A 26,997-nucleotide genomic window follows, 5' to 3' on the forward strand; every position below is an offset into this window, starting at 1 on the left:
TCGAATTCGAAGCAATCATGACCACACCGGCCAGCCAGGCCGCGTAACCGAAACTGTCACCTATCCGTGCAGCAGACCCGCGAGCGAACGATGAATGTGTCGAACAGCAGGCCAAGACCGATGGTCGTACCGACCTGACCGATCGAACGCAGATCACTGGTGATCATGGAGATCATGGTGAAGGCAAAGACGAGTGCCGCGGACATGATGACACCGCCGCTGCCGGCGAAGGAACGGATCAGAGCCGTGTTCATTGCGGCAGGGGCCTCTTCTTTGAGCCGAGATATGAATAGCAGGTTGTAGTCCGACGCGACGGCGATAAGCACGATGACCGCCAGCGGGAGCACAATCCAGTACAGATCAACGCCCAAGATGTGCTGCCAGATCAGGATGGATAGACCGAACGAGGCAGCCAGCGACAACACTACCGCGCCAACGATGACAAGGGCGGCAACGAATGCCCTGGTAAGCAGCATCATGACGATAAAGGTCAAGATGATCGCGGAGAGCCCTGCGATCATCAGGTCGTAGCGAGCCGCCTGGTCGATATCGCGATAGGTCGCCGCCGTACCGCCAAGATAGAATTTGGCGTTCGCCAGTGGGGTCCCTTTCACGGCTTCCTTTGCTGCCTGGAATTCATCCTGCACGGCAGCGATACCGTCGAGCGAGGCGGGCTCGGTGTCGTGGGTGATCGTGAGTCGTGCGGCCTTGCCGTCCGGGGACACCATGAGCTTGAGGCTGTGCTGGAAGTCAGGGCTCTGGAAAGCGTCTGGTGGCAAATAGAACAAATCATCGTTCTTGGCTTCGTCGAACACCTGCCCCATCACGGTCGCGGTGTCGGTCAGCCGATCCATCTGCGTCAGCATTGCCGAAAACGTGCTGTGCGTGGTGAACAGGGTCGCCCGCATGCTTTTTGCGATAGAAATCAACGGCGGGATTTGATCGGCTAATTGCGGCATCAACGCATCCATCCTGTCCAGATGGTCCAACATCGTGCCCGTCTGCTCAGTTAGTTGGTCTACCCCATCTACCGACTCCGTGATTGAACGAAGCGCCCAACATATGGGTATATCGAAGCAATGCGGCTCCCAGTAGAAGTAATTGCGCAGAGGCCGAAAGAAATCATCAAAGTCAGCTAGTCGATCTCGTACCTCGGAAGTTGTCTCCTGTATATCATGCATCGTGGCCGTCATGTCGTGGGTCGTGTCCGCCATTTGGCCCATCAACCCGTGGATACGTTCCATCACTGCGATCATGCCGTCCAAATCGGTCACGATATTCATTATGTCGCCGGTCCGGGCCTTCAAGAACTGCAGGGATTCCTGCAATGTAGTGCTTTGCATACTCATCTGGAAAGGAATCGAACCATGCTCTACCGGTGGCCCGAGCGGGCGGGTGATGCTTTGCACGCGCGCGATTCCTCGAACGTGAAAAACGCTTTTGGCGATCTTGTCGAGAACCAACATGTCCCGCGGATTCCGTAAGTCGTGGTCGGCTTCGACCATCAACAGGTCGGGATTTATCCTGGGCCCGGGAAAATGACGCGTTGCCGCAGCGTACCCAACATTAGATGAGACAGAATCTGGTATGTAAAGCCGTGCGTCGTAGGCTGGCCGGTATGACGGCAGAATGATAATTCCGACCGCCACCACGACCAGAGCCGACACAAGAACTGGCTTCGGCCATCTGGCGATAACCGTTCCCACTCTTCGCCACCGGCGCGTCGCCATCGGGCGCTTAGCCTCGAGCAGTCCTACGGAGGTCGCCACGGTTAAGACCGCGGGGCCTAAAGTGAGTGCCATCATAAGGACGACACCCATTCCCAGCGCCGCAGGAATCGCCAGGGTATTGAAGTAATTCAGCCGGGTGAAACGCAAGCATAGCAGGACGCCGGCAATTGTTAATCCGGATCCCAGGATGACATGGCCCACACGGTGGATCGCCGTATAGTAGGCTGCGTCTTTATCTTGACCCGACGAACGCGCCTCGTGGTAGCCGCCGAGGAGAAAGATGAAATAGTCAGTTCCGGCCGCGATGGCCAGCGCGGTCAAGATGCTCACGACGAATACGGTCAATCCCATGACATGGTGATCACCTAGCCATGCCACTACGCCACGCGCGGTCGCCATCTCGGCCAGCACGACACCCAACGTCAAGATAGCGGTCACCAGGGAGCGATAGATCAAAAATAGCATTACGGCGATGACAATGAGCGTGACCACGGTCATCTTCACCATGCTTTTGTCGCCGGCTTCATTGGTGTCGGCGACAAGAGCCGCCGCACCGCCGACATATGCTTTGATTCCCGGCGGCGGTCCAGAATTAGCGACAATTTCGCGAACCGCGTCGACGGACTCCGTGCCCTGCGTCGTACCCTGATTCCCGGCCAAATTCACCTGAACGTAGGCGGCCTTACCATCTTCGCTTTGCATACCTCCAGCGGTGACAGGGCTCCCCCAGTAGTCCTGAACGTGCTGCACGTGTTGTGTGTCGCGGTCCAGCGTCTCGACCAACCGCGAGTAATATTTGTGCGCTTCGTCACCGAGGGGTTTGCCTCCTTCGATGACGATCATCATCACGCTGTCGGAGTCGAACTCATTGAACTTCTGGCCCATGTGCTTCATCGAGGTAACCGATGGTGCATCCGCGGGTGATAGCGATAAGGAGTTCTCTCGTGTCACCGTTTCCAACTGCGGACTGATGACGTTTAGCACCGCCGCCATTGCAAGCCAAAAAAGAATGATCGGTATGGACAGCGCCCGGATGACGCGCGGAAGCAATGGCCGCGAGCCGCGGTCAGCATGCGAGCCGGTCATGCCGACTTCACCAAACAAAACGTGGCGGCATCGACGCCATCCGAGGATTGCTCATCGCGAACTACACCGTTAATGGTGATTCGGCAGCCCAACGGCTGCGCGTCGCCTTGGGCAAAGATATCGGCGATGACGCTGGTCGCGGTGGTCGTGATCGTCAGCGACCAGGGCAGACTCGTGAAACTCGACTTGTGGGGTTGCGCATGCTCATCTAGGTAGCTGATCATTCCCGAGGACCGCTCTGGGCCGAAGAGTTCGTATATTACGTCTTTTTTGTTGACCGAAACGATCTGATCGGTGGGTGCGTTCGTATTGCGATAATTGGATCCAAAAATACCGTGGAGATTGTAGACACCCACAACGCCGAGGGCGCCTGCCAGCAAAGCCGCGCACGGGATCCAGACGGCGGTCACCTTACTGGCAACTGTTGATCGTTTCACTTCACACTTCCATTTCGAATCCGCGGCGGCTTTCCCAACGAGCTGATGATCTATTTCCCGTAACGACCAATTGAACGGCTGGTGCATCGCAGCCAGATCGTTGCGGGACGAGACCGTCTAGTTCTCCGCCAGCGTGGAACTGCCAGGGGTGTCGGCCAACATGCTGCGGCGGGCCTCGTCGAGTTGCTCATCGCTGCTGTGCGCGACCAAGGCCAGCAAGCTTTCTGCATCCGCGCCGATCGGTGCGCGGGTCGGAGCCGGCACCTGCTCGCTGAGCGCGATCATCTTGGCGGCCGCCAGCTCCGAAGACATACCGGCGGCCTGGGCAACATTGAACATCGTCATGAAGCGGCCGAAGACCTCGCCGTATAGCGCTTGCTCTGCGGGGGTCATTGCAGCGTGAGCGCTGACCAGCGCGTTTGCGGTTTTGGCCGGCCCCCCGGTGACCATGTTGCCGGGCTGGGCGATCACCACGTCAACCCCGAAGGGGTGCAATTCGGTGCGGTAGATGTCGGCGAAAGCTTCGAGTGCAGCCTTCGACGCGCTGGAGGGGCCGTTGAATGGAACCGGAAACGCGGCCGTTACCGAGCTGGTGAATACCACCCGCCCGCGTGCCTTGCGCAGTACGGGGAGGAAGGCGTTGACCGTGGCCAGCGCCCCGAAGACGTTGACCTCAAATTCGTGGCGGATCTTGTCGAGGGACACGACCTCAAGCGGGCCCGGCGTGAGGATCCCGGCGTTGCCGAACAACAGATTCAAACCGGCATCGAGTTCGACGCTGACCTGGGCCGCGAACTCGCGTAGGGCCTGCTCGTCAGTGACGTCGACAATGTTCAAGGCCACCCGGCCCTCGGATACCGCGGTCAGGCTGCTCACCTCTTGCTCGGACCTGGCTGTGCCCCAGACCCGATAGCCCTTGGCCGCCAGTCCCACGGCGATGTCCTTGCCCAGACCGGATCCGGCACCTGTGATCACGGCTGTACGGTCGATGGGTCGCATGGTTGGCATTGGTCCTTCTTTCAGATTGGGGGGCGATCTTGGCCCTGGTGTGCGGCCCAGCCTCACCTCGGATCGGGTGATATGTCGTCACCCGATCCGGGCGATCCGTCGGTTCCCCGGGCGCATAGCCGGATACTGGGTACCGTGTCCCGACCGTCTGCTCCCGAGATGTCTGCCGCTCCGTCGGTGGTCGCACGGCCAGCGCTGTTCAGCCGACTCTCAGCCGGTGGCCGCGTGACACTGCTGTCTGCCCCTGCGGGGAGCGGCAAGACGGTGCTACTTCAGTCATGGATCGACGACGCCGGACTCGCTGATCGTGTGGCTTGGGTATCGGTGGAACGCGGTGAGCGGGACGCGCAGCATTTCTGGCTGTCGGTGATTGGGGAGCTACGCGCGGCCGTCGGTGTGGACGCCTTCGTGGAGAAACTGACGCCCAGTCCGGAGTTCGAGGGTGAGGCGGTCGTCGAGCGTCTGGTGGCCGAGTTGGCCTCGCTGGAAGCGCAGGTCGTATTGGTGATCGATGATCTGCACGAGCTAGCCGCTCCCGAGGCGCTGCTGCAGCTCGAGGCGATGCTGCTGCGGCGCCCCAGGCTGTTACATGTGGTCCTCGCAAGCCGCCACGATCCGCAACTAGGTTTGCACCGTCTGCGCCTTGCCGGGGAGTTGAGCGAACTCCGCGCGGCCGAGTTGCGCTTCACGCTCGACGAGACGCGAGAGCTGCTTGCCGTGGTAGGGATTGCCTTGTCGGAGGACAGCATTACCCTTCTGCAGGCACGCACCGAGGGCTGGGCGGCAGGTCTGGGGCTGGCGACGCTCTCGCTCCTGGGGCATCCGGATCCGGAATCGTTCGTCGCTGACTTCTCGGGCAGCGAGCGCACCGTCGCTGACTACTTACTTGCCGAGGTACTCAAGCGACAGCCCGGCGAGGTCCGGCGACTCCTGCTGCGGACCTCGGTACTCGAGCGGGTGAATGGTGCCGTCGCCGACTTCCTCCTCGAAACTACGGGATCGGAGCGGATCCTGCACGCGCTGGCCGATGCGAATGCGTTTGTCGCGCCGTTGGATTCTGCGCGCTCCTGGTTTCGCTACCATCACCTTTTAGCCGATCTCTTGCGCTTGGAGTTGCGACGAACCGACCCGGACGCCATCGCGCCCCTGCACCGCGCCGCCGCACAGTGGTACGCGGAGCAGGGGTACGTGGTGGATGCAGTTCGACACGCCCAGATTGCACAGGACTGGGGGTTCGCCACCCGCCTGATCGCCGACCACGGCGTCAGCCTCGCCCTCGACGGCCAGGGCGCGACTGTGAGCGCGCTGCTCGCGGGCTTCCCGGCCAATGAAGTCTCCGATCCGGAGCTGGCCGCCGTCATCGCCGCCGATCAGCTCGCGCGCGGTTCGCTCAACGACGCGGCGGCATACCTGGCTATCGCCGAGCGCAGTTTTTCGGTGGTGCCCGACGAGCGGCGGCGCCGCTTGGAGGTCATGCTCGGCGTTGCGCGATTGGTGGTGGCTCGTCGGCGTGGCGATTTCGGCGGCGTGCTCGGCGAGGTGCAGCCGCTGCTTGAGCCCGCTGACGCGGAGACGCTAAGCGACGTCGCACTGGCGACCGACGCGCGGGCTTTGGCGTTGATGAACCTCGGCATCGTCGAACGCTGGTCGGGTCGCGACGAGGACGCGGACCGGCACTTGGAACAGGGCTTGGAGCTGGCGCGCCGGATCGAACGGCCGTACATCGCGATCGGCTGTCTGGCCCATTCGGCGATGGGCGCCAGACCGTTCGCTCTTCTGCGGCAACGCTGCCTGGAAGGGATTGCACTGGCAGACGCCCACGGCTGGGGAGCCGAGCCGATCGTCGGTGTCGCGCTTGCGCGAATGGCTGGTTTCGACGTGTGGCAGGGTCGTTTCGACGAGGCAGAGCATTGGCTCGACCGGGCAGCGCTGGCCCTGCGCCCAGAACTCGAGCCCGCCACGGGGCTGCTCCTGCATCTGGCTCGTGGCGGTCTACATGTCGGCCAGGGCCGGCTCGTTGAGGCGCTTGAGGCGTTCCGCGCGGCGGCGCAGCTGCAGACGCTCCTCGTCACACCGCACGTGTTGACCGTCCAGGTGTGCGAGGCTCTGGTACACACTCAGGTGCGGCTGGGCGACAGTGCAGCCGCCCGCGCAACGCTCGCCACGATGCCCGAGGTGCATCGCGATTGGGGTGAGGCGCGTGCGGCGCTCGCCTCGGTGCACCTTGCCGAGGGCAATGCGCAGGCGGCCGTCGACGCCGTTGCCCCCGTGCTGGCCGGTGCGGTTCCCGTGATTCGCAATTTCACCGTCATCATGTCCCTGATCCTCGACGCGCTCGCGCACGACCAGCTGGGCGACCCGCAGGCCGCCAGGTCTGACATCGAACGCGCGCTCGACCTAGCCGAGCCGGATTCGCTCGTCTTGCCCTTCCTGATGATCCCGGCCCTCGATCTGCTCGAGCGCCATCAGCGGCACCGCACCGCCCACGCCGCCCTGCTCCAGGACATCCTCGACGTGCTTGCCGGGTCGTCACTCCCCGAGCGCTCCGACGAACCCACCCCACTGGTAGAGGGTCTCAGCGAGGGCGAGCTGCGTGTACTTCGATACCTGCCGAGCAACCTGTCAGCGCCCGAGATCGGCAACGAGCTCTACCTGTCCCTCAACACGGTCAAGACCCACATGCGTCACATCTACGCCAAGCTCGGTGTGCACCGTCGCACCGACGCGGTCGAGCGCGCCCGCCAGGCGGGGCTACTGGGACCGTCCGCCCGGCGTTAGCACCATCGTCACCCGATCGGGGCGATGCGCCCTCACCCGCGCGACTGCGACGCTCGGGTCTATGCAGGGGCTGAGATGGTTCTGAGCCCACGACGCGACGAGAAAGGCGCTAGATGCAATTCGGAATCTTCTCAGTCAGTGACATCACCCGGAATCCCGTCACTGGCTACACGCCCAGCGAGGCAGAGCGGATCGACTCCATCGTTCGAATCGCCCAGAAGGCCGACGAGGTCGGGCTGGACGTGTTCGCCATCGGCGAGCACCACAACCCACCGTTCTTCTCTTCCTCACCGACTACTCTGCTGGCGCACATCGCGGCATTGACGCAGCGGATCGTTCTGAGTACGGCGGTCACGCTGGTGACCACCAACGATCCGGTCAAGATCGCAGAGGACTACGCGATGCTCCAGCATGTGGCCAAGGGACGGATGGACCTTATGATCGGGCGCGGCAACACGGTGCCGGTCTATCCCTGGTTCGGTAAGGACATCCGGCAGGGTCTGGAACTGGCCCTGGAAAATTACAACCTGCTGCACCGCCTGTGGCGTGAGGATGTGGTCGACTGGGAGGGCGGCTTTCGCTCCCCGCTGCAAGGGTTCACCTCCACTCCGCGCCCGCTCGATGACGTGCCGCCGTTCGTCTGGCACGGATCCATCCGGACCCCCGAAATCGCCGAGCAGGCAGCGTATTACGGGAACGGGTTCTTCGCCAACAACATCCTCGCCCCCAACTTCCACTTCCGGCCGCTGGTCGAGTTCTACCGGGAGCGGTTCGAGCACCACGGTCACGGCACACGCGAACAAGCAATCATCGGGCTTGGCGGGCACGCGTTCATCGCCAAGCGTTCGCAGGACGCCGTCGAAACGTACCGTCCGTATTTCGAGGGCTCGTCCATCTATGGCCGCAGCTACGCGCTCGAGGACTACATGAGCTCCACCCCCATGAGCGTCGGCAGCCCGCAGGAGGTCATCGACAAAACCCTGACCTTCCAGGAGGGCTTCGGGGACTACCAGCGTCAGTTGTGGAACGTCGACGCGGCGGGACTGCCGGTGGAGATGGTGCTCGAGCAGATTGAACTGCTTGGCACCGAGGTCGTGCCGGTGCTTCGGAAAGAGATGGAGGCGCGGCACGCGCCCGGCGTCCCCGACGCCCCTACTCACGAGAGCTTGGTCAAGGCGAAATACGGCGACGGCGAACCGCGTCAGCCGCGTCCCAACCCCAACCGCGGCGACAATGTCACAGGCACGTCGCCGTATCAGGACAGCGATCCCAACCTCGTCGCCAACCTCCCGCTGGTGAGTTGAGACACTGATGAGCACCACGGTGCCTGATCCCGACCCGGCCGCGAACGCGACAGGATCGACAATGCCTGCTGCCCCCGCCCGCCTCGTCATCGTGAACGCGGGCGTGAGCTCCCCCTCGTCTACCCGGCTGCTCGCCGACCGGCTGGCCCAGAAGAGCATTGACCAGCTGCGACGGGCGGGCATAGCTGCGGGCGTCGACGTGATCGAGCTCGGGCCACTTGCAGTCGACATCGCGCACGCCACCATCGCCGGCTTTCCGAACGAAAGACTCCAGAACGCGACGGACCGACTAGCGACTGCCGACGCCGTCATCGCCGCTACCCGGTCTACAAGGCTGGAATCAGCGGGCTGTTCAAGTCATTCGTAGACCTGCTCGATGACGATCTGGTGGTCGCCAAGCCGGTGCTGCTCGCCGCCACTGCCGGAACCGCTCGACACGCGCTGGTCGTCGATGATCAGATGCGGCAGCTGTTCGCCTACCTGCGTGCTCTCACGCTCCCCACGGCGGTTTTCGCTGCACCCGAGGACTGGGCTACCAGTGAACTGGGCATGCGGATTGAACGCGCCGCAAACGAGCTCGTGGTGCTCGTCGCCTCGGGCGCCAGTCACAGCATCATCACTCACCCGTGGGCCAGCTATCCGCATGAATTCGACAGCAACGCGGCTCGGCCGGATCACGTGGCGGCCGGTGTCGATGTCAACACGACGCTCATGCGGCTTGCGGCCGGAGGAAGTGCCTTGCCGGAAACCAATTCTGAGCCTGCCCGCTAACCACCAGCCAAGTCGGGTCCACCGTCGTACGTGCCCTCGACCTCGCCGGATTCGCTCGTCTTTCCCAGCAACCTGTCCGCATCGGGGATCGGCCAACGAGATCCACAGCGCCGAGGTGGTCGACCACGCCCCGCCAGGCGGGGATGCTGGGGTCGCCCGGCCGCCGCTGGGAGGATCGCCTCACCCGATCGGGGTGATGTGCCTTCACCCCCTCGAATGCGACGCTTGGCCGATGGACGGTGCGGCGAATACGGCTAACCCGCCATCGGCGGGCTATGAGATCCGCGTTCGCGGGCAGCTAAGCGCGACGATGCTCGCGGCCTTTCCCGCGCTGAACGCCGAGGTGCAGGGCGCCGAGACGGTGCTTACTGGTGGGTTGCCCGATCAGGCGGCGCTTTATGGCGTGCTCGCTCAAATCGAGGCACTGGGCTTGGAACTGCTCGAAGTCCGCTGCCCGCGCGGCTGAGCCGCCGGCAGATCGCCCGGATCGGGTGACGACCGTTCACCCGGTGGCGCGCGAACCTGTGCTATGGGACGTCCTCGACGGAAAGGACGCGATGGCCACGACGTCCCAGCCGTGCCGACAGTGCAGCGGCTCAATCCGGACAACCAGTTCAACTGCTCATCGATCACCAAGGAGCTTGTGATGATTGAAATTATTGATCCCAACGATTCTCGTGCTGTGCGCAACAAGGACAACGTCCTTGCCTGGTGCGAGCTGATGATCAACCAAAAGCGGCCCAAGGAGGCTGTGGCGAAGTACCTCAACCCTAACTACATTCAGCACAATCCGCTCATCGCCGATGGCCCCGACGGGCTGGCCGCCTACTTCGAAACGCTCACCACCGAGCGCAAGTACGCCCGCCTGGTGGTTGACAAGATCATGGCGTCCGGCGACTGGGTATGGACGCACGGCCGGTTTTTTAACTTCATCAACGACAACCCCAAAGACACCGGGATCGCCGTCGTCGACATCTACCGGATGGACGAGGACGGGAAAGCCATCGAGCATTGGGACGTGTTGCAGCTCATCGGCGATCCGAAGACAAACGCCGCTCCATTTTCCAACCCGACTCCCAAGCTAATACCGATGATGATCCCCAGGATGCGGTGGAAAGTCCGAGCCCTAAACCCCAACGGCGTCGTCTGAACGCAAACACTGACGGAACACACGACCGGCACCGTAGAGCAAAGAGTCCCGTTGGCGTAGGCAGCGCCGTCCGTTCTCAGGGCGGCGGACGAAAGCACGCGACTCCCGCAGGGAAATGTCGCCGCACAACTCAACGGAGATATGCCATGACGGCTGATGGGAATGCAAACGGTACCGAATCTTGGTGCGACTCAGGAGGAACCACGGTGACTGAAGGATGTAACTCGAAATCAAAAACACTGCTGCGGACGTCGGATCAACACTCCCGTTCGGCTCGAAACGGGAAAGGCATTGATGCAGACGGGATGCGCCGCCAACGTACGAATCCTGCTTTCCGCGCCGGCGCTGCCCTGCTGGCCCTCGGCATCGGCGCGGTGGCCCTTCCCGGGGTCGCCGTCGCCGACTCCACAGAGGACTATCCGATACCTCGCAGGATCATCCGGACAACCTGCACCGCCGAGCAACTCTTGGGAGCTGCGCGAGACGTCACACCGATTTATTACGAGCGGTACATGATTGACCTTCATAATCACCCGCCGAGCGTCCAACAGGCCGCCAAGGACGAAATTCATTGGTTTCTTTCCTTGAGTCCAGAGTCTCGCAGAGCCCAGTCCGAGGAATGGGTGACTCATTTCGCCGACCCCTTGACGGCGGCGTGGCCCAACTGGGGCAAGATCTTCTTCAACAATAAAGGTGTTGTAGCCAAAACAGCAGATGCATGTAGCCAATACCAGCCCGATGATGAATCCGTGTGGGACTGGTGAGGGCGATGAAACCCGCCAAGCTATTGGCTGCGATCGTTGCCGTGGCAATCGCTGCGGCTGGGCAGGTGCACGCCGACGTCGACGCCGATTTTGGCGATCAGCTCCACACCCACGGCATCTACGGGCCCCGCGACTACAACGCGTGGCTGGGCAAGATCGTCTGCGAACGACTGAATCGGGGCCTAGACGTCAACGCCGACAGGTCGGCCCATTTCCTATCCACCAATCTTCCAAGACACACCACACAAGTACAGGCGTGGGAGTTTCTTGCGACCGCGATCAGCTTCTACTGTCCGCAGCAGGCGCCCGCGCTGGAAAACGCGGCCGTTGAGTCCCGTCGGTGATCGTGTATGGCGCACTGAGGGGTAGTGTGTGGCGATGAGCAACACCGACACCGCCCCGGGCGAAGTGGCGTGTGCCGCATCGACATTCACCGGCGTGCTACATCCGCGCGAAGTGCCCTTGGGTGGGGTGCGGGCAGTCCGGGTGCGCCGCACACTGCCACAGCGGGAGCGGTCGCTGATCGGGGCGTGGTGTTTCGCCGACCATTACGGCCCGCACGACGTCCGCGACGGCACCGTCATGGATGTGCCGCCGCATCCGCACACCGGGTTGCAGACGGTGAGTTGGTTGTTCAGCGGCGAGGTGGAGCACCGCGACAGCGCCGGGGTGCACGCCCTCGTGCGGCCAGGCGAGTTGAACCTGATGACGGCCGGAGCCGGCATCTGCCATTCCGAGGTGTCCACCGCCTCGACGACAGTTCTGCACGGCGTGCAACTGTGGGTGGCGCTGCCGGATGCCGACCGTGATACCGACTGCGGTTTCGATCACTATGTGCCAGAGCCTGTTTCGCTTTCCGGCGGTACCATCCGGGCCTTTCTCGGTGAGCTTGCCGGTGCGCGATCTCCGGTCCGCACGTTCACGCCGCTGCTCGGCGCACAGGTCGACCTGGCCCCCGGCGCCCGCATGCTCCTCGATGTCAATCCGACGTTCGAGCACGGTGTGTTGCTCAACCAGGGCACAGTTGCGGTCGCCGGGAGCGCGCTCGATGTCGCTGACCTCGCGTACCAGCCTCCGGGCAACCACGGGCTGCCCCTGCACAACCTGGGGGAGCGTTCCGCTCGTGTGCTGCTTCTCGGCGGTCCGCCGTTCACCGAGCAGTTGGTCATGTGGTGGAACTTCGTCGGGCGTAGTCACGACGACATCGTCGCCTTCCGTCGGCTGTGGGAAAACCACGCCGACCGGTTCGGTGCCGTGCAGGGCTATCGCGGAGCGCTATCCCGACTGCCGGCGCCTCCGTTGCCAAAGGCCACGCTGCGACCACGTCCCAACCCGACCTGAGGGAACGCGCATGAAGCCGGCCCGGGAAGATCGACATTCAGCGCCCGGGTCTGGTCCAGCGCAACACCTGCAAGGCAGCGGCCACCTGGACTGGGTTCTCCGCGAGGGGTCGGGGTAACAGCGATTCAGCCCGCGCCACTCGACGCACGACGGTATTGCGATGTGCGTAGAGTCGGCCAGCGACCTGGCGGACACTACCGTTTTCCTCAACGTATGCCAGCACGGTGTCACGAATCTCTCGAGACGCCTGCGCGAGATCGCCGAGGATCTGCCGCACAAACTGCTCCGCGCCCTCCGCGTCGCTGGTCATCAACGCCACGAGTTGAACGTCATCGAAGAAGACGACGCGCTGAGGTGAGTCCAGTCGCGCCACCATGCGCTGCGCGACAATGGCGTCAAGGTGGCTGCGCCGGAATCCCTCCACGCCCGCAGCTCGCCCACCGACCGCAACCCGTACAGATGCGGCGGGATCCACAGCACTGCGCAGCTGGTCCCGATCGATGTCGTCGGTTCCCGGAAGCCACAGCCACTTCGTAGATGCGTCTGGCATCACCGTGAGGGGCCGGGTTCTCCGCGGTCTCCGGAGCATTTCGACGACATCGTCGACCCGGCGGAGATCGGCGTCGGGTTCTGTACTCCAGATAACTACCGCGGTGTGTGCCTGATCTAGCCGGTAGCCCAGCCTCGATTCGGCGCGTTGCTTTGCTATCGGCGCGCCGTCCAGCACAAGGGCGACAGTCTCACGGAGTTCGGACTGACTGCCCCGCAGTATTTCGGCCCGCTCGGCCCGCATCATGTCCCGGACCCCGGCCACGGTGCTGTCGACAAAGTCGTTGATCGACCAGATAGCAACATCGAGGAGGTCCTGGAGCTCCGTTGGGTCGCGGGTGAGTGTGAACGCCATGTCCAGCACCAGCCGAAAAGCCGAGGCCTGACCCGAACGGTAGGCCGCCAGTGGAAGGTCTTCGAGACCTCGTCTGATGAGGTCGCGCGCGATGTGGACGACCTCCTCGTCGAGGCCGGGAGGAACGCGGGCGCCTGGATAACGGATGTTCTGCGTGAACCAATGGAGAAAGCTAGCCCGGAACGCACGCTCAGCCGATGCTCGCAGAACCGGATCTGTAGCCGCAGCCTCCATCCCGGCCGCATTCAGCGAATCGGCTGCCAGCTTGGCCAGCCAGCTTTCCTGAGTGCGGACGAGTGCCTCGGCCATCGCGAGCAACAGCTCTCGCGTCCGGTCAGTGCAGCGGGGTGAGGTCACAGCGGCAGTCTATGGATGCGGTGCCCATTGCACCACGAAACCGCAAAACTGGTGCATTCAGCCCCTACCTCTGCCCACCAACACCCTGTGACGATCACCACATGACCTTCTCACCTTCTCCACCCTCGTGTCCGGTCTCAACCGGCGGCAGGCGTACGCCGCAGCCATGGGCGCGAAGTCAAGCTGGCTCGAGGCCACCGGGCAACGCGCCCGTCTATGAGGCGGACCTGTACTCAGAGAACGCGATTCGCGATCCTCATCCACATTACGCAGCCATGCGGGACCTCGGCCCCGTCGTTTGGCTGCCGAAACAGAAGTTATATGCACTGCCTCGTTACGCAGAAGTCAAGTCTGTTCTCAGTGACCACAACACCTTCCACTCCAGCGGCGGGGTGGCGCTCAACGTGATCTCACGGGTCATCGGGAAGAACAGCGTGCTCCTGACAGACGGAACCGCACACGATCGCCGCCGGAAGCTGACCGCGCACCGGCTCACACCCCGAGCGCTGCGACCGCTGCACACTTTCGTCGAGGATCTCGCCGAGCAGGCCGTGCTTGCGGCGTTAGCAAAAGGCCGCGTGGACGGTGTGGGCGACATTGCTCTGAAGCTGCCGCTCAGCGTTGTCCCCGACCTGGTCGGATGGCCGGAACGGGGACGAGAGCACCTAGTCGGGTGGGCCGGTGCTACGTTCGACATGCTCGGGCCATTGAACAGGCTGGCGATCCGATCACTGCCGAGCGCTTTCTCGATGTTGGGTTTCGTACATCGGCTGGCTCGTCGCCGAGACGTGCTGCCGGGCAGTATGGCCGACGAACTGTTCCAGCGCGTCGATGAGGGCACCCTAAAGCGGTCGGAATGTCCCGGCGTCTTCATCGACTATCTAGCGCCCTCCATCGACACCACGGCGAGTGCGATCGCCGCGGCTCTGTGGCTTTTCGCGCGCTACCGGGATCAATGGCAGATGCTCCAGGCGGATCCCACAACGGTGCCCAACGCAGTGAACGAAATCGTGCGGCTGGAGTCACCCGTTCGGGCGTTCGGGCGCCGTACCAGGCGCGATATCCGGATTGCCGGAACTCGAGTCCCGGCCGGATCGCGACTGCTGGTCATGTATGCGTCGGCGAATCGCGATGAGCGGGTCTGGAGCGATCCCGACCGTTTCGACATCACGCGAGACGCCTCCCGCCACGTCGGTTTTGGGCACGGGACGCACGGCTGCGCAGGTCAAGGTCTCGCCCGACTGGAGACGCAAGCCATCCTGCGCTCATTGATACGACACGTTGACCACATTGAACTCGACGGCACGCCGGGAAGGGCCGTCAACAACGTGATTCACCGATTCGAGAACCTGCCAATCCGGCTGGTGCCCAAGGGTCCAAGCACCTAGGTCCGCGTCGACTTCTGCCGTCGCCAACATCGCCCCACTGGGCAATCATCCACAGGAGGACAACATGAAAATCGGGATCGACCGCAATCGGTGTGAGGGTCACGGCTTGTGCGTCGAGCAAGCCCCCGCCCTGTTCACCACGGACGAGGAGGGGGAGCTCATTAATCACCACGACGGGCAGAATCTTCCCAACCACCTGGTCGGCGCAGCTCGGGGCGCCCTCAGCGCTTGTCCCGTGGCAGCCCTGAGGGAGGTCCTGTGACGGCGCAGAAGGGGCGTCTGCCCGCGATCATTGAAAGTCGCCATTCCACCTTCCACACGGAGGTCTAGGGGTGAGTCAGACAGTGCGCGGTGTGATTTCCCGGAAAAAAGGCGACCCGGTCGAACTGGTGGACATCATCATCCCTGACCCGGGCCCCAACGACGTCGTGGTCAAGGTGACCGCCTGCGGGGTGTGCCACACCGACCTGACCTACCGCGAGGGCGGCATCAACGACGAATACCCGTTTTTGCTCGGCCATGAGGCGGCCGGCACCGTCGAAACGGTGGGGTCGGCGGTCACCGCGGTGGCTCCCGGCGATTTCGTGGTGCTGAACTGGCGCGCGGTGTGCGGGCAGTGCCGGGCCTGCAAACGCGGCCGGCCGCAGTACTGCTTCGACACCTTCAACGCGTCGACGCCGATGACGCTGACCGACGGCACCGCGCTGACCCCGGCGCTGGGCATCGGCGCGTTCGCCGACAAGACGCTGGTGCACGAGGGCCAGTGCACCAAGGTCGACCCGGACGCCGACCCGGCGGTCGCCGGGCTGCTGGGCTGCGGGGTGATGGCCGGGCTGGGTGCGGCGATCAACACCGGCGGCGTCACCCGGGATGACACCGTCGCGGTGATCGGCTGCGGCGGCGTCGGGGACGCCGCGATCGCCGGTGCGGCGCTGGTCGGCGCCAAGCGGATCATCGCCGTCGACACCGACAACACGAAACTGAACTGGGCCCGCGACTTTGGCGCCACCCACACCATCAACGCCCGCGACCTCGACCCGGTGGAGACGATCGCCGACCTCACCGACGGCTTCGGTGCCGACGTGGTGATCGACGCGGTCGGCCGCCCGGAAACCTGGCAGCAGGCGTTCTACGCCCGGGATCTGGCCGGCACCGTGGTGCTGGTCGGGGTGCCCACCCCGGACATGCGGCTGGACATGCCGCTGATCGACTTCTTCTCCCGCGGCGGATCGCTGAAGTCGTCGTGGTACGGCGACTGCCTGCCCGAACGCGACTTCCCCACCCTGATCAGCCTGTATCTGCAGGGCCGGCTGCCGCTGGAGCGCTTCGTCACCGAACGCATCGGGCTCGACGCGATCGAGGACGCCTTTTCAAAGATGCACGGCGGCCAGGTGCTGCGCTCGGTGGTGGTCTTGAAGCGACCGCGTGCGCTCGGCTGATCATCCGTCACTTTGTAAAGGGTGTCTGTGAATTGCCAGCCGCACGCGACCTACTGCATGAGGCTTCCCGCTCATGACGAAATCCAAGTTGATGTCCTCAGGCGCTTCGCACAGTGAAAACCGGGTTGATGTCCATGTAGATTCGGTAATCCGCAATGAGACCGCCCCGCTGACGAAAGGTGTTAACACAGGGGAGCGTCAGCTGGGCACCGTCATGGCGCTGGTATGTGACTGCCATCTCACAGATCACGACTGGATCGGGGTCTGCCGTTGTCCAGACCGTCAGCAGCTCATGCGAGATCGTTGCGATGACCTCGGCCATTGCGGCACAGTTGGCGGCGAAGGCAGCTCGACCCGTGGAGGGCTCCGCACTACCGAATCGGAATGCGACATCCTCGGTCATGAAGCCCAGCGCGGCTTCAATGTCGCCAGCATCCAGGACGGCGAACAGCTCGCGGATGGTCCGTTCGTCAGGCCTCTGAGTCCTCACAGCCCCATATCCTTTGCGATGATCATCTTCATGACTTCGCTGGTGCCACCGTAGATGCGGGCGACACGGTTGTCCGCGTAGAGGCGGGCGATCGGGTATTCGGTGATGTACCCGTAACCGCCATGAAGTTGCAGGCAGCGATCAATGACCCGGGATGCGGTTTCGGTGCAGAACAATTTCACCGACGCGGCGTCGGCGGCCGACAACTCACCGTTGTCGTATGCATCCAGCGCACGGTCCGCGACCGCCTCAGATGCGTCGACCTCAGCCCGACAGGCCGCGAGTTCGAACTTGGTGTTCTGGAACTGCGCCACCGGTTTACCGAAAACCGTGCGCTCCTGCGTGTACTGGTGAGCGAAGCGCACTGCCGCGTCGGCTTGGGCGTGAGCGTGCAGGGCGATGCACAGCCGTTCGCGCGGCAGACTCTGCGTGAGGTAGGCGAACCCCCGGTCGGGCTCCCCGAGAAGGTCGTCGACCGGAACATGGACATCGGTAAAGCTCAGCTCGGCGGTGTCTGAGACTTTCAGGCCGATCTTGTCGAGTTTGCGTCCAACGTGATACCCGCTTGATGTCGTATCGACGGCGAACAATGAGATCCCGTGACGGCGGTCGTCGTCGCGTGGCGGCGCCGTGCGAGCGCATACGATGACTCGGTCGGCGTGTACCCCGCCGGTGATGAACGTCTTCGCACCATTCAACACGTAGCTCGCGCCGTTATCCGAGAGCGTCGCCGTGGTCCGCATCCCGGCGAGGTCGGAGCCCGCGCCGGGTTCTGTCATGGCGATGGCGAACATGCTTTCACCCGTCACGAAACCAGGCAACCACCGCTCCCGCTGCTCAGTGGAGGCGTACAGAGTCAGGTATGGCAGGCACAGTCCCACGTGCACAAAGGAGCCGCCGAGAGTTACCCCGGCACGCGCGGCTTCCTCGGCAAGAATGGCCTCGAACTTGAACGATGCGATCCCGGCGCCGCCGTATTCCTCAGGCACTTCGATGCCGAAGACGCCCAATTCGCCTAACTTGTAGTAGAACTCGCGGGGAACGATGCCGGCGTCATACCATTCGTCGTACACCGGGACGACCTCGGCTTCGATGAACGAACGGATCGTTTTGCGAAATGCATCGTGGTCCGAACCGAAAGCTGTCCTGCGCATGTATGTTTCTCCCGTCATGGATTCCGCACGAGGCGGTAGGTGAGCGGATAGCGGCCAAGGATGTCGTCAACCGCCCGGCCGTCTGAGTTCTCGGTAATGGCGATGGTGACTACGGGGATGCCATTCTCGATGGCATCGGTGATCGCGGCGATGTCCGGCACTTCATGAAGTGCTTCGGCGGCGACGGCGCGAGCCGAATCAGCGCGCAGCCGCAACTTGTATGGCTTACCGACCGCCGTGACCGGCAGCGAATCGATGACCATGACAGCTTTCGGTGCGGCGGCGCGGTCGACGACGCGCTGACCGGCCCAGACGCGCAGTTCGTCTCCGGTGACGGTGGCTCCGGGGCGGAGTGTCACGTACGCGACCGGCACTTCGCCGGCGTGCAGATCGGGCCTGCCGATTGCAGAAGCCGCGGTGACGTCCGGGTGCGCCAACAGTGCGTCCTCGATGATGGTCGGATCGATGTTGTGCCCACCGCGGATGATTAGATCCTTGGCGCGGCCTATCAGGTACACAAAGCCTTCGTCGTCAATCCGGGCGAGGTCACCGGTGTCGAGCCACCCGTCCACCACTTTGCCGTCGCCGTCGAGCAGGTAACCGCCCGCATCACGGCCGATCACGTATCCGGGGAACACAGTCGGACCGGCGATTACAAGATTGCCGACCGCCCCGCGGGGCAGTTCATACCAGGTGCCATCGCTGTCGATGCGCACCACTTTGACGTGTTGGTAGGGCATCCGTTGGCCGACCGATCCGTGGCGCGGATGGGTAGGAAAGCTGCGTACGCTGGCGCAGGTGGCCTCGGTGAGCCCGTAACCTTCCACGAGCGGAATACCGGTCCGGGATTCGAAACCCTGACGCACCGCCTCCGGCAGCGTCGAGGCACCAACCAGGGCCATGCGCATACTCGCGATGTCGGCATCCACCGGATACTGGGCTAGCACCGCGTACACGGTGGGTACGGCGCTCATCGCGGAGATGGCGTAGCGCTCAATGATTTTCCAGAGGTTCTCGTGGAGGGCAGTATCCCGGTATCCAAGCGGTCCGGCCCACACCACGTGTTGCCCGCGTAGCAGCGGAGCCAGTGTGGTGACCACCAGCGCATTGACGTGAAACAGCGGCAACCCCGCAAATACAACTGACTCTTCGTCAAGCAGACCGTTGGCGGCGATCATCCAGGCGTCGCTGACCTCGTTGGCGTGGGTATGGGCCGCCAGTTTCGGTGCGCCGGTGGTGCCGCCGGTGTGGAACAGCGCCGCCAGATCATCAGCGGCGGGTGCCTGCCCGGAGAATCTCGTGCCGTCGTAGCGTTCGGCAAGCCGACTCAGGTAGCCGACTGCGACGCCAGACAGTTCCGGCGGCAGGTCATCAGCAGGGGGCGCAGTGGTAGGGCGTAGCAGCAGCACGGTGTCGACCGCGCCGGTGCGGGCTAAGTGCTGAGGAATCGCCCAGCTGCTCTGATCAAGTTCGGGGCCGGCCGCAACCAATACCCGGGCGCCGCTGCGGCGAACCAATTCGCCGATGTGCTCAGGCGATAGCGCACCGTTGATGGGCGCGGCGATGCCGGCGAGTTGGGCTGCCAGAGTGGCGGTGATCAGCTCGTCACAGTTCGGTGCGATGAGAGCAACGGCACTCTGCCGCTGTATCCCCAAATCCCGCAGCAGATTTGCAATCCGGTGCACATCGTGAAGGAGCTGCGCAAAGGTACGCCGCGCGGGTTGTTGCCAACACCGTCCGTCGGGTAATGCGGTCACCGCGGGCCGATGGGGCCACAGTGCGGCCGCGCGGACCAGCATCGCGTAGGTCGAGGTGGGCAGGCCCCGATCGGCCAACGGGACCTCCTCGATAGCCGCTAGGTCGCCGGGTGCGGAGTACCTCGGCCACAGCAGGTCCATGCTCACGCATACCTAACGGTGTTGCGCTGGAGACCAAGATCGATCGTGCCGTCATCGGTCTTGACCGTGGTCTCCACGACATCTCCGTCGTGGAGATATTTGGGATTGCCCGACTGCCCCTTGAAAAAGGCGTTCCATTTCAGCGTCGGCGGCAGCAGGTTGGCGACGAATGCGATCGGCTTCGGTGGTGCGCTCAGCGCGGTACCGACCGGGGTCCCGGTCAGGATGACATCGCCCGCGGCGAGGTCCTGAAACCTGCTGAGCGACTGCAGCGCCTGCACCGGCGTGTACAGCATGTCGCCGTCCACGACCATGTCCTGGCGAAGTTCGCCATTGACCTTCAGCCGCAGTCTCAGCTCGCCAAATCGCCTGAGTTCGTCGGCGTCGAGTAGCACCATCGCCGGGCCGACCGGGGTGAAGGTGGGGTAAGACTTGGCCTCGTAGAACTGGGTCTGGGGCAGCTGGATGTCCCGCGCCGATACGTCGTTGGTGACCACCAGGCCGGCAACGAAGTCAGACAGGTTCGACTCCGAAACGGTGGTGCCGACCGGGATGTCGCGGCCGATGACGAGACCGATCTCCACCTCGTAGTCCAGGAACCGGACGTGGCGGGGTTTGACGATGTCATCGAAAGGCCCGGTGATCGACGCGGACGACTTGCGGAAGAAGGTCAGCGGAATCGTTTTCGGATCCATCCCCGCGTCTTTGACATGAGAGGCAAAGTTGGTCATCTGCGCCACCACCCGACAGGGCGTGGTCACCGGCGAGACCAGCGCCAGGCTGTCAACAAGTACCGAGTGGTCGGCGTCGACGGCGGCCTCGATGGCGGATCGATCGGCGAGCAGCTGGGCGGTGGTGGTGGCGCCGGTAGCGATCTGGGCGGCACCAGCAGCAGTTTGAACCCACCACGCGTCGACGGTGCGCAAGACGGAGACTGTCACGATTGGGTCACTTTCATCAGGCCGATCAGGCGACGGATATCGAACTCGTTGTTGGCCCGCAGCGCGGTGAGCATCGAGCGCACTTCGTGGGGAAGGGATTTAGGATTGGTCCCGAGGAAGTCCTTGCTGGCGGGCGGTCCCCACTGGGCCAGACCCGAGGCGGTGAACGGTGCCCACCCTGGCTCCAGGGTGCGGTCGAACAGGTCACCGTCGGTGAAATGTTCGACGAGGAAGCCGTCCGGGTCTCGCCAATAGTCGAAAATCTGACTTCCCTGAATGTGGCGTCCAATCCCCCAGGATCGCTGGTAGCCGTGGTCCTTGAGGTATTCACCGCCGGCGGCCAGCGCGTCGAGATCACACACCTGATACGCGGAATGTACGTAGCGGTTCGATGCACCCAGCGCAATCGCCACGGTGTGGTGATCGACCGGCGTCATGCCGCGATCGCAGCGGATGAAGCTCATCGTCGGTCCGCGGTCGCGTTGTCCGGGAAAGTACAGGAAGTCACTGACGATCATGCCGAGGATGTCGAGATACCAGTTGAGCGACTTAGTGTATGTAGTGCTCTGCAACACCACGTGCCCGAGGCGCTGCACCCTGGTCGGAACCCGCGGTGGGCGCTGCGTCGCGTTCACTCGGCGCAGATCGTCACCGAAATTGAAGGTGTGTGGCGTCTGCACCGGGAGCGCATCGAGTTGATGCGTGTCGGCCACAACGTGGACCGGTATGCCGCTCGGGTCGATCAGGTCGACGCTGAGCCCGCCGATGGCGTCGGGTAAGGGGCTAGTTCGAGCGCCGGTCGCTTCCGCCAGCCGGATAAGGTCGGCGTTGTCGTGGGCGGTAAATGCCATACCACGGAAACCCGTGCTACTGCCGCGGCGAATGATCACGCACGGTAGGCCGGCATCAGTGCCGCGCAGATGTAATTCGGCACCGGTGCGGAGCACCGTGGCGAAGCCGAAAGCATGCGCGAATGCCTCGGCCCTCACCAGGTCCGGTTTCACAAACTCCAGCCAAGCGATGTCGCGGACCTTGATCACGGGGTTACGCGACCGGCCGGGGTGCTCGCCCTTAAGTGCACCCGACTCGCTGTGCAGGTCGGTGTGGGCGCCCACTGGGTGACTCATCGCAACACTCCTTACCTGAGCTTGATCAGAACGCGTGGGGCCCGAACCGTCCCCAGGCGACGACCCCGGCCATGATGGCCAGCAGCACGTTGACGCTCACGTCGCGATACTCGTCCCGTCGACTGTGGATGATGATCGCGCCGATCATGATGACAACCAGCCCGCTCGCAGCGACCGGCGCCAGGATCGGTGCATTGTCGACTACCGGCGGCACTATCAGCCCAATGGCGCCGAGGACTTCAACCAGACCGAGCGGCTTGATCAGCGGAGCGGGAAAGTCGTAAACCCAGGCGCCGATACGGCCGGCGAGTTGATCCCGAGACTGGATCAGTTTGATGGCGCCGGCGCCCACGAAGACGACAGCCAGCACAATCTGCAGTGTCCACAGCAGGGTATTCATCGGTGTCCGTTTCTCTGGTGAGGTGGGATTTTCTCAAGCGTTGGCGTCGGTCGACGTCGCCGCGTGCATGCCGCGCACGCGGGCGACGATCTCCGCGGCGTCCGTGGTGTCAGTACCGCTCCAGGCGATGTGCAAGTCCGGGCGGACCAGCACCAGCCGATGGCAGTAGAGGTCGGCGAGGGCGGGATCGGTCAGCGTCAGATGCCGCACCGGAAGGCCGACCCGGGCGGCCTCGCTGAGAAGTTTGGAGGATTGGGTGTTGTCGTCGAGGGCATCGACAAGTGTGAACACGGGGCCGAATCGGTCGAACAGCGTGTTGTGCTCACCAAGCACGATATTGGGGGCGCGGTGCCCGGGGCGCACGGTGGGCAGGAAGGCTCGACGGTCCCACGGCGGCGCGACGCTGCCATCGGGCACCACGACCGGCGAGGTGTCGTAGCGCACGTCGAGTTCGATGCCCAGGCTGAGATTCTCGGCGTCGTTGGCGGCGAGGAACTCTGCGACCTGCCGCCGGTGCGCTTGCCCGGCGTCGCCCTCAGCCTTGAGGAGTTCCGCATCGACCATCTCTCGGTATTGCAGTTGGACCATAGCGTTCTCCACACAGGCGGTGCGATTGCGCTCCCCGATCGCGCGCCGCTCAACTTCGTAACTGTCCAGGAGCTGCGTCCCACCCCAACCCTGAACTGCCGCAGCGAGCTTCCACCCGAGGTTGACCGCATCCCCCAGTCCAGTGTTCATCCCGTATCCGCCCAGCGGGATCATGGTGTGGACCGAATCACCAGCCAACAGGATCCGGTCACGGCCGTAGGCATCTGCCAGCAGCGCGTTGGGGCGCCACACGCTTCTGCAGAGGACTTCATCGATACCGACCGGTCGTCCGAGCGCGCGCGCAACGAACTCTCGTGGGTCACCGATGGGGTCGGGATCGTCGACCTGCGCGCCGAGGTCTTGGTGCAACGTCCAGGTGTCGATCTCGTTTTGGGCGATCAGCACCGCCCCTGTCGAGGTGAACAGGTGCCAGAACTGGCCCAGTGCGTGCAGATTCGTCAAATCCAGCGACCGGAAATGCACCAGGGCGAAGGTCAGGATGTCTTTCAGCCCGTCCATTTTGATGCCCAGGTCGGTGCGGACCCGGCTTGAGGCACCGTCGCAGCCGACAAGGTAGTCGGCGTTGACCGTCACAGACTGGCCATCCGGGTCGACCAGCTCAGCGACCACCACATCGCCGATCTGGCTGCAGTGCTCGAGTCGCCAGCCCTGCCGAACGTCAACCAGCGGGTCGCGGTGGGCTCTATCCATCATCATCGCCTCGAAGATCGCCTGTGAGCAGCGCTGCCAGGGCTGACCGGGCACGCTGCCATCCCGCGTCGCGGCGATTGTGGCTCGCTGTGCATCGACCGACGGCAGCCGCCACCGTCCGAGTTCGGGCCCGTCGAGGCCGGGGGCGAAGATCACGTCGAAGGAGTGCTGGGCGCCCACCCCGAGCGCACGCAGTTCGGCGTCGACGCCGAGCCGGCGCAGCAGTTCCATGCTGGCGCCGTTGGTGATGTCCATCTTCGGAAACAAGGTGGTGTGCTCGCTGCGTTCGGCCAGCACGCTGGCCACACCGTGCCGGGACAGCTCCGCGGCGAGTACCAGGCCGGTAGGTCCTCCCCCGGCGATCAGCACGGGGACATGCAGCGGTCGGGTCATGGCGGTTACTCCTGTGGGCTGTGCGGCTAGTCACACGCTAGGCTTAAAATTGCTGCCTGTCAATATAAAAATTGACAGAGTGTGTGGCATTATTGGTTGCATGCCCACCCAGATCAAGCCGGAGCGACCGCGCGGGCGTCCGAGGGCGTCGGATTCGATGCCGACCGAGGAGATCCTGGATAGGGCGTTGGCCATGTTTGCCACCCATGGGTACGACGGGATGTCGCTGCGGACCCTGAACCGGGAATTGGGGGTCAGCCACAACCTGATCTATCAACGATTCGGCACCAAGGATGAGCTGTGGCAAGCGGCGGTCGACTTCGGCTTCGGCCGTCTGGCGCGGCACATGCAGGGACTGTTCGACCCGACTCTGAGCGATCCACTCGAACAGCTGCGGCTGGCAACGCACCGGTACGTGGTGTTCTCCGCGGCTCATCCCGAGTTGGTCGCGTTGATGAACATCGAGGGCCGTCAGGACAGCGACCGGTTGACCTACATCTACGACACCTACATCGCGCCCATACTCACCGACGTGGACCGGCTACTCACCCACCTTGCCGAGCAAGGCGTGATCCGCCCGATTCCGTTGCGGACGTTGTTCTTTCTTCTCGCCCACGGCGCCACCGCACCCCAGGCGCTGGTGCCGCTGGCGACGAAGTTCGACGCGACCTCACCGACGGAGCCGACCGCCGTCGAGGAACACGCACGTCTGGTGTCGACCATCCTGGTAGAGGGCCTGCGTTTGTCACCGCGATGAGCAGGCCGGCTCAATCAAGCAAGCCGTAATCCCCGACCGCTACGCCCGCACCGACTGCCGCACACGCAATCTCGAGCAGGTCGTCGAGATCCAGGTTCTCAGTCATCGGCGCGACTCCGCAATTCCGGCCACGCCGGCATCATCGTGGTCCGCGCGGGTCATGTGTCCTTGAGACGCTCCAGCACCCCGGCCTCCTCGCGCACCATGCGCGGCAGAGCCTCGCCAACTTTGGCCTTGTGGGCGCGCCGGGCGATGTACTCGTCGATGGCCGATAGCGCGACGGCCTGCATCGACCGCCCCTCGGCGGCGGCCTGCCGGCGCAGCGCTTCGGTCTGCTGCTCACTGGTTCGCAGCGTCATACCCATGACCACACGATATCGAATTGATATCACCGCATACCAGGTGTCAGCGTGGCCGCAGTCCGTTGAGGATGGTCGTCATGGCGAACTCGGCGATCTCGCGAAGCTGCTGGGGTTCAACCACTTTGCGATCGGCGCGCCATCCCAGCGCCAGGATTCCCTCCATCATGGCCCACAGCGCGGTGGCCGCGGTGTCGGGTTGCACGGAGGAGGCAAAGCTCCCGTCGGCCACTCCGGCAGCCAAAACGTCGGCGAGTCGGCCCACCTGCTCGTCGATCTTGTCGGCGATGCGTTCCAGCGCCTGCGGCTCGTCGGGCGGGTTGCTCAGTACCTCAAATTGGTGCGGCCGCTCAACCGCGAAGGCCAGGTAAGCCCGTGCCACAGCGATGATCCGGTCGGTGGGCGACCCGTCGGTGGCGAAGGCGGCATCCATATAGCGGCGGTTGTCCTCCACGGCGCGTTCGGCGATAGCCACCAAGACCTCCGGACGGCGACCCACCCGGTTGTAGACGGTTTGGATGGCCACGTCGGCGCATGCGGCGACCACGTCCACGGTGACGGCAGCCATGCCACCCTCGACGAGTAGCTTTTCGGCGGCATCGATGATCGCCTCACGGTTCGCTGCCGCCCGCCGCGCGGTCCGGGTGTTACCGACCTCACTCACCCATCAAACTTTACCGCCCTCCATTCTTGGAGTAAATTCCAATCTTAGGGCACGCCCCACAGTGGGAGGTGCGGAGGCCGAGAAGTCCCCGGATGGGCAAAACGAAACCTGAGTTCTACCGCGACCAGCAGGCCTGGCGTGACCTGCAGAACTACCTGCCGCAGCGACTGCGCCTGACCGATCAGACCGTCCCGGCCGAGGAGTTCTGGTCATGGCGCGGCCACCGGGTGCACCTGGACCGCTACGCCAACCCCGGCGCCCCCGCCAAGATCGTGCTGCACCACGGCGTCGGCACCAACGGACGGCAGATGAGCCTGATCGTCGGTGCCCCACTGGCGGCGCGCGGATTCGAGACCGTGGCGCTGGACAACCTCGGCTACGGCCTGACCCAGGTGCGCCCCGGGACGACCGTGTCCTACGACGACTGGGTCGATCTGGTGGTGGACTTTTTGGCCTACGAGCAGTCCCGCGATGACCGGCCGATCGTGCTCTACAGCCTCAGCGCCGGCGGGATGCTGACCTATCACGTTGCCGCCAAGGCGCCGAAAGGCACGCTGCGCGGAATCGTCGGGATGACATTCCTCGATCAGCGCAACCAAAAGGTCCGCGACGACACCGCACATGACAAAGTCGGCTCCCGCCTCGGTGCGCCCCTGCTGGGCCTGCTGGCCCGCACCCCGGCGGCGCGGGTGCGTGTCCCGATGACGCTGGCCTCCAAGATGTCGGCTCTGGTCAACAACCGGGACGCCTTGAAAATCATGACCGCGGACCGCACCTCGGGCGGCAACTGGGTGTCCACCCGATTCCTCTCCAGCTACATGAACTATTCACCCGCCGTCGAACCCCAAGACTTCGATGCCTGCCCGATCCTGCTGACCCAGCCCGCCGAGGACCGCTGGACTCCACTGGAACTCAGCCAGCCCGTGCTCTCCCACATCACCCGCGCCCCAGTGCAGACTGTGCTGTTGACCAACGTCGGCCACTACCCCCTCGAAGAACCTGGGCTGACCCAGATGCAGGACGCCATTGCCGAATTCGTCACCGCCAACGGACGGTGA

At 63.7% G+C, this 26,997-nt stretch carries 27 protein-coding genes; 14 read left to right on the forward strand and 13 right to left on the reverse strand.

All coding sequences use genetic code 11. The features are described from left to right. Nucleotides 1–56: 56 nt before the first annotated feature. The 3 genes from ACAG26_RS15765 to ACAG26_RS15775 are packed head-to-tail and all read right to left on the reverse strand — an operon-like array spanning nucleotide 57 to nucleotide 4,252. The gene (locus ACAG26_RS15765) at nucleotides 57–2,816 is read right to left on the reverse strand and encodes an RND family transporter (protein ID WP_370483747.1); all 2,760 of its coding nucleotides are present in this window, start codon (nucleotides 2,814–2,816) and stop codon (nucleotides 57–59) included. Then, a complete protein-coding gene (locus ACAG26_RS15770) occupies nucleotides 2,813–3,340 on the reverse strand; it encodes an MmpS family transport accessory protein (protein WP_370483749.1) in 528 nt (175 codons plus the stop codon). The genes ACAG26_RS15765 and ACAG26_RS15770 overlap by 4 nt, the downstream gene beginning before the upstream one ends. Before the next feature lie 30 nt (nucleotides 3,341–3,370). Next, complete coding sequence (locus ACAG26_RS15775) at nucleotides 3,371–4,252, reverse strand: SDR family NAD(P)-dependent oxidoreductase (RefSeq protein ID WP_370483750.1); 882 nt, start codon at nucleotides 4,250–4,252, stop codon at nucleotides 3,371–3,373. Nucleotides 4,253–4,420: 168 nt separating this feature from the next. Between ACAG26_RS15775 and ACAG26_RS15780 the strand changes: the two genes are divergently transcribed. The 9 genes from ACAG26_RS15780 to ACAG26_RS15820 all read left to right on the forward strand — a co-directional run bounded on the left by ACAG26_RS15780 (nucleotide 4,421) and on the right by ACAG26_RS15820 (nucleotide 12,369). Beyond that, nucleotides 4,421–7,039, forward strand: coding sequence for a LuxR C-terminal-related transcriptional regulator (locus tag ACAG26_RS15780; protein WP_370483752.1), 2,619 nt, complete (start codon nucleotides 4,421–4,423; stop codon nucleotides 7,037–7,039). 113 nt (nucleotides 7,040–7,152) lie between these two features. Continuing rightward, nucleotides 7,153–8,343 carry a CE1758 family FMN-dependent luciferase-like monooxygenase gene (locus ACAG26_RS15785; protein ID WP_370483754.1) on the forward strand — a complete coding sequence of 397 codons (1,191 nt, stop codon included), beginning with the start codon at nucleotides 7,153–7,155 and terminating at the stop codon, nucleotides 8,341–8,343. A 7-nt stretch (nucleotides 8,344–8,350) separates the two neighbouring features. Beyond that, complete coding sequence (locus tag ACAG26_RS15790; protein ID WP_370483756.1) at nucleotides 8,351–8,710, forward strand: hypothetical protein; 360 nt, start codon at nucleotides 8,351–8,353, stop codon at nucleotides 8,708–8,710. Nucleotides 8,711–8,712: 2 nt separating this feature from the next. Then, nucleotides 8,713–9,114, forward strand: a complete 402-nt coding sequence (locus ACAG26_RS15795; RefSeq protein ID WP_370484090.1) for an NAD(P)H-dependent oxidoreductase — start codon at nucleotides 8,713–8,715, stop codon at nucleotides 9,112–9,114. Between the two features lie 232 nt (nucleotides 9,115–9,346). Next, complete coding sequence (locus tag ACAG26_RS15800; protein ID WP_370483758.1) at nucleotides 9,347–9,580, forward strand: hypothetical protein; 234 nt, start codon at nucleotides 9,347–9,349, stop codon at nucleotides 9,578–9,580. 111 nt (nucleotides 9,581–9,691) lie between these two features. Beyond that, nucleotides 9,692–10,264: a nuclear transport factor 2 family protein gene (locus tag ACAG26_RS15805; RefSeq protein WP_370483760.1), complete on the forward strand. Its 573-nt coding sequence runs from the start codon at nucleotides 9,692–9,694 to the stop codon at nucleotides 10,262–10,264. Between the two features lie 305 nt (nucleotides 10,265–10,569). Continuing rightward, on the forward strand, nucleotides 10,570–11,028 hold the full coding sequence (locus ACAG26_RS15810) for a DUF5078 domain-containing protein (RefSeq protein ID WP_370484091.1): 459 nt from the start codon (nucleotides 10,570–10,572) through the stop codon (nucleotides 11,026–11,028). 5 nt (nucleotides 11,029–11,033) lie between these two features. Then, complete coding sequence (locus ACAG26_RS15815) at nucleotides 11,034–11,372, forward strand: DUF732 domain-containing protein (RefSeq protein ID WP_370483762.1); 339 nt, start codon at nucleotides 11,034–11,036, stop codon at nucleotides 11,370–11,372. A 34-nt stretch (nucleotides 11,373–11,406) separates the two neighbouring features. After that, nucleotides 11,407–12,369 (forward strand): pirin family protein, encoded by a 963-nt coding sequence (locus ACAG26_RS15820; protein ID WP_370483764.1) that lies wholly within the window; start codon nucleotides 11,407–11,409, stop codon nucleotides 12,367–12,369. Nucleotides 12,370–12,406: 37 nt separating this feature from the next. Here the strand turns inward: ACAG26_RS15820 and ACAG26_RS15825 are convergent, their stop codons facing one another. Further along, nucleotides 12,407–13,582, reverse strand: a complete 1,176-nt coding sequence (locus ACAG26_RS15825; protein ID WP_370483766.1) for a PucR family transcriptional regulator — start codon at nucleotides 13,580–13,582, stop codon at nucleotides 12,407–12,409. Nucleotides 13,583–13,905: 323 nt separating this feature from the next. Between ACAG26_RS15825 and ACAG26_RS15830 the strand changes: the two genes are divergently transcribed. The 3 genes from ACAG26_RS15830 (at nucleotide 13,906) to ACAG26_RS15840 (ending at nucleotide 16,457) form a co-directional block, all read left to right on the forward strand. Beyond that, nucleotides 13,906–15,018, forward strand: a complete 1,113-nt coding sequence (locus ACAG26_RS15830; RefSeq protein WP_370483770.1) for a cytochrome P450 — start codon at nucleotides 13,906–13,908, stop codon at nucleotides 15,016–15,018. Between the two features lie 64 nt (nucleotides 15,019–15,082). Then, nucleotides 15,083–15,280, forward strand: coding sequence for a ferredoxin (locus ACAG26_RS15835; RefSeq protein WP_370483775.1), 198 nt, complete (start codon nucleotides 15,083–15,085; stop codon nucleotides 15,278–15,280). 70 nt (nucleotides 15,281–15,350) lie between these two features. Next, nucleotides 15,351–16,457, forward strand: coding sequence for an S-(hydroxymethyl)mycothiol dehydrogenase (locus tag ACAG26_RS15840; protein ID WP_370483780.1), 1,107 nt, complete (start codon nucleotides 15,351–15,353; stop codon nucleotides 16,455–16,457). 97 nt (nucleotides 16,458–16,554) lie between these two features. Here the strand turns inward: ACAG26_RS15840 and ACAG26_RS15845 are convergent, their stop codons facing one another. Genes ACAG26_RS15845 through ACAG26_RS15875 form a run of 7 tightly spaced genes read right to left on the reverse strand, consistent with a single transcriptional unit; the run spans nucleotide 16,555 to nucleotide 24,159 of the window. Next, on the reverse strand, nucleotides 16,555–16,947 hold the full coding sequence (locus ACAG26_RS15845) for a nuclear transport factor 2 family protein (RefSeq protein WP_370483785.1): 393 nt from the start codon (nucleotides 16,945–16,947) through the stop codon (nucleotides 16,555–16,557). Next, the gene (locus ACAG26_RS15850; protein ID WP_370483790.1) at nucleotides 16,944–18,101 is read right to left on the reverse strand and encodes an acyl-CoA dehydrogenase family protein; all 1,158 of its coding nucleotides are present in this window, start codon (nucleotides 18,099–18,101) and stop codon (nucleotides 16,944–16,946) included. The genes ACAG26_RS15845 and ACAG26_RS15850 overlap by 4 nt, the downstream gene beginning before the upstream one ends. A gap of 14 nt (nucleotides 18,102–18,115) precedes the next feature. Next, nucleotides 18,116–19,999 (reverse strand): acyl-CoA synthetase, encoded by a 1,884-nt coding sequence (locus ACAG26_RS15855; RefSeq protein ID WP_370484093.1) that lies wholly within the window; start codon nucleotides 19,997–19,999, stop codon nucleotides 18,116–18,118. Nucleotides 20,000–20,001: 2 nt separating this feature from the next. Further along, entirely contained in the window at nucleotides 20,002–20,940 is a 939-nt protein-coding gene (locus tag ACAG26_RS15860; protein ID WP_370483793.1) for a fumarylacetoacetate hydrolase family protein, read from the reverse strand. After that, nucleotides 20,937–22,067, reverse strand: a complete 1,131-nt coding sequence (locus tag ACAG26_RS15865) for a VOC family protein (RefSeq protein ID WP_370483797.1) — start codon at nucleotides 22,065–22,067, stop codon at nucleotides 20,937–20,939. Before ACAG26_RS15865 ends, ACAG26_RS15860 begins: the two co-directional genes overlap by 4 nt. Nucleotides 22,068–22,092: 25 nt before the next feature. Further along, the gene (locus ACAG26_RS15870; protein ID WP_370483799.1) at nucleotides 22,093–22,467 is read right to left on the reverse strand and encodes a DoxX family protein; all 375 of its coding nucleotides are present in this window, start codon (nucleotides 22,465–22,467) and stop codon (nucleotides 22,093–22,095) included. A 33-nt stretch (nucleotides 22,468–22,500) separates the two neighbouring features. After that, nucleotides 22,501–24,159, reverse strand: a complete 1,659-nt coding sequence (locus tag ACAG26_RS15875) for an FAD-dependent monooxygenase (RefSeq protein WP_370483801.1) — start codon at nucleotides 24,157–24,159, stop codon at nucleotides 22,501–22,503. A gap of 100 nt (nucleotides 24,160–24,259) precedes the next feature. On the opposite strand from ACAG26_RS15875, the gene ACAG26_RS15880 reads away from it, so the two are divergent. Beyond that, nucleotides 24,260–24,916: a TetR/AcrR family transcriptional regulator gene (locus tag ACAG26_RS15880; protein WP_370483803.1), complete on the forward strand. Its 657-nt coding sequence runs from the start codon at nucleotides 24,260–24,262 to the stop codon at nucleotides 24,914–24,916. Between the two features lie 158 nt (nucleotides 24,917–25,074). Here ACAG26_RS15880 and ACAG26_RS15885 read toward each other — a convergent pair whose 3' ends face one another. Together ACAG26_RS15885 and ACAG26_RS15890 are read right to left on the reverse strand one after the other, a co-directional pair. Beyond that, nucleotides 25,075–25,281 (reverse strand): CopG family transcriptional regulator, encoded by a 207-nt coding sequence (locus ACAG26_RS15885; RefSeq protein ID WP_370483805.1) that lies wholly within the window; start codon nucleotides 25,279–25,281, stop codon nucleotides 25,075–25,077. Between the two features lie 40 nt (nucleotides 25,282–25,321). Continuing rightward, nucleotides 25,322–25,939, reverse strand: a complete 618-nt coding sequence (locus tag ACAG26_RS15890; RefSeq protein ID WP_370483807.1) for a TetR/AcrR family transcriptional regulator — start codon at nucleotides 25,937–25,939, stop codon at nucleotides 25,322–25,324. A 92-nt stretch (nucleotides 25,940–26,031) separates the two neighbouring features. Here ACAG26_RS15890 and ACAG26_RS15895 point away from each other — a divergent pair, with 92 nt between their 5' ends. Next, the gene (locus ACAG26_RS15895; RefSeq protein ID WP_370483809.1) at nucleotides 26,032–26,997 is read left to right on the forward strand and encodes an alpha/beta hydrolase; all 966 of its coding nucleotides are present in this window, start codon (nucleotides 26,032–26,034) and stop codon (nucleotides 26,995–26,997) included.

Source organism: Mycobacterium sp. pUA109 (assembly GCF_041287095.1).
Classification (GTDB): domain Bacteria; phylum Actinomycetota; class Actinomycetes; order Mycobacteriales; family Mycobacteriaceae; genus Mycobacterium.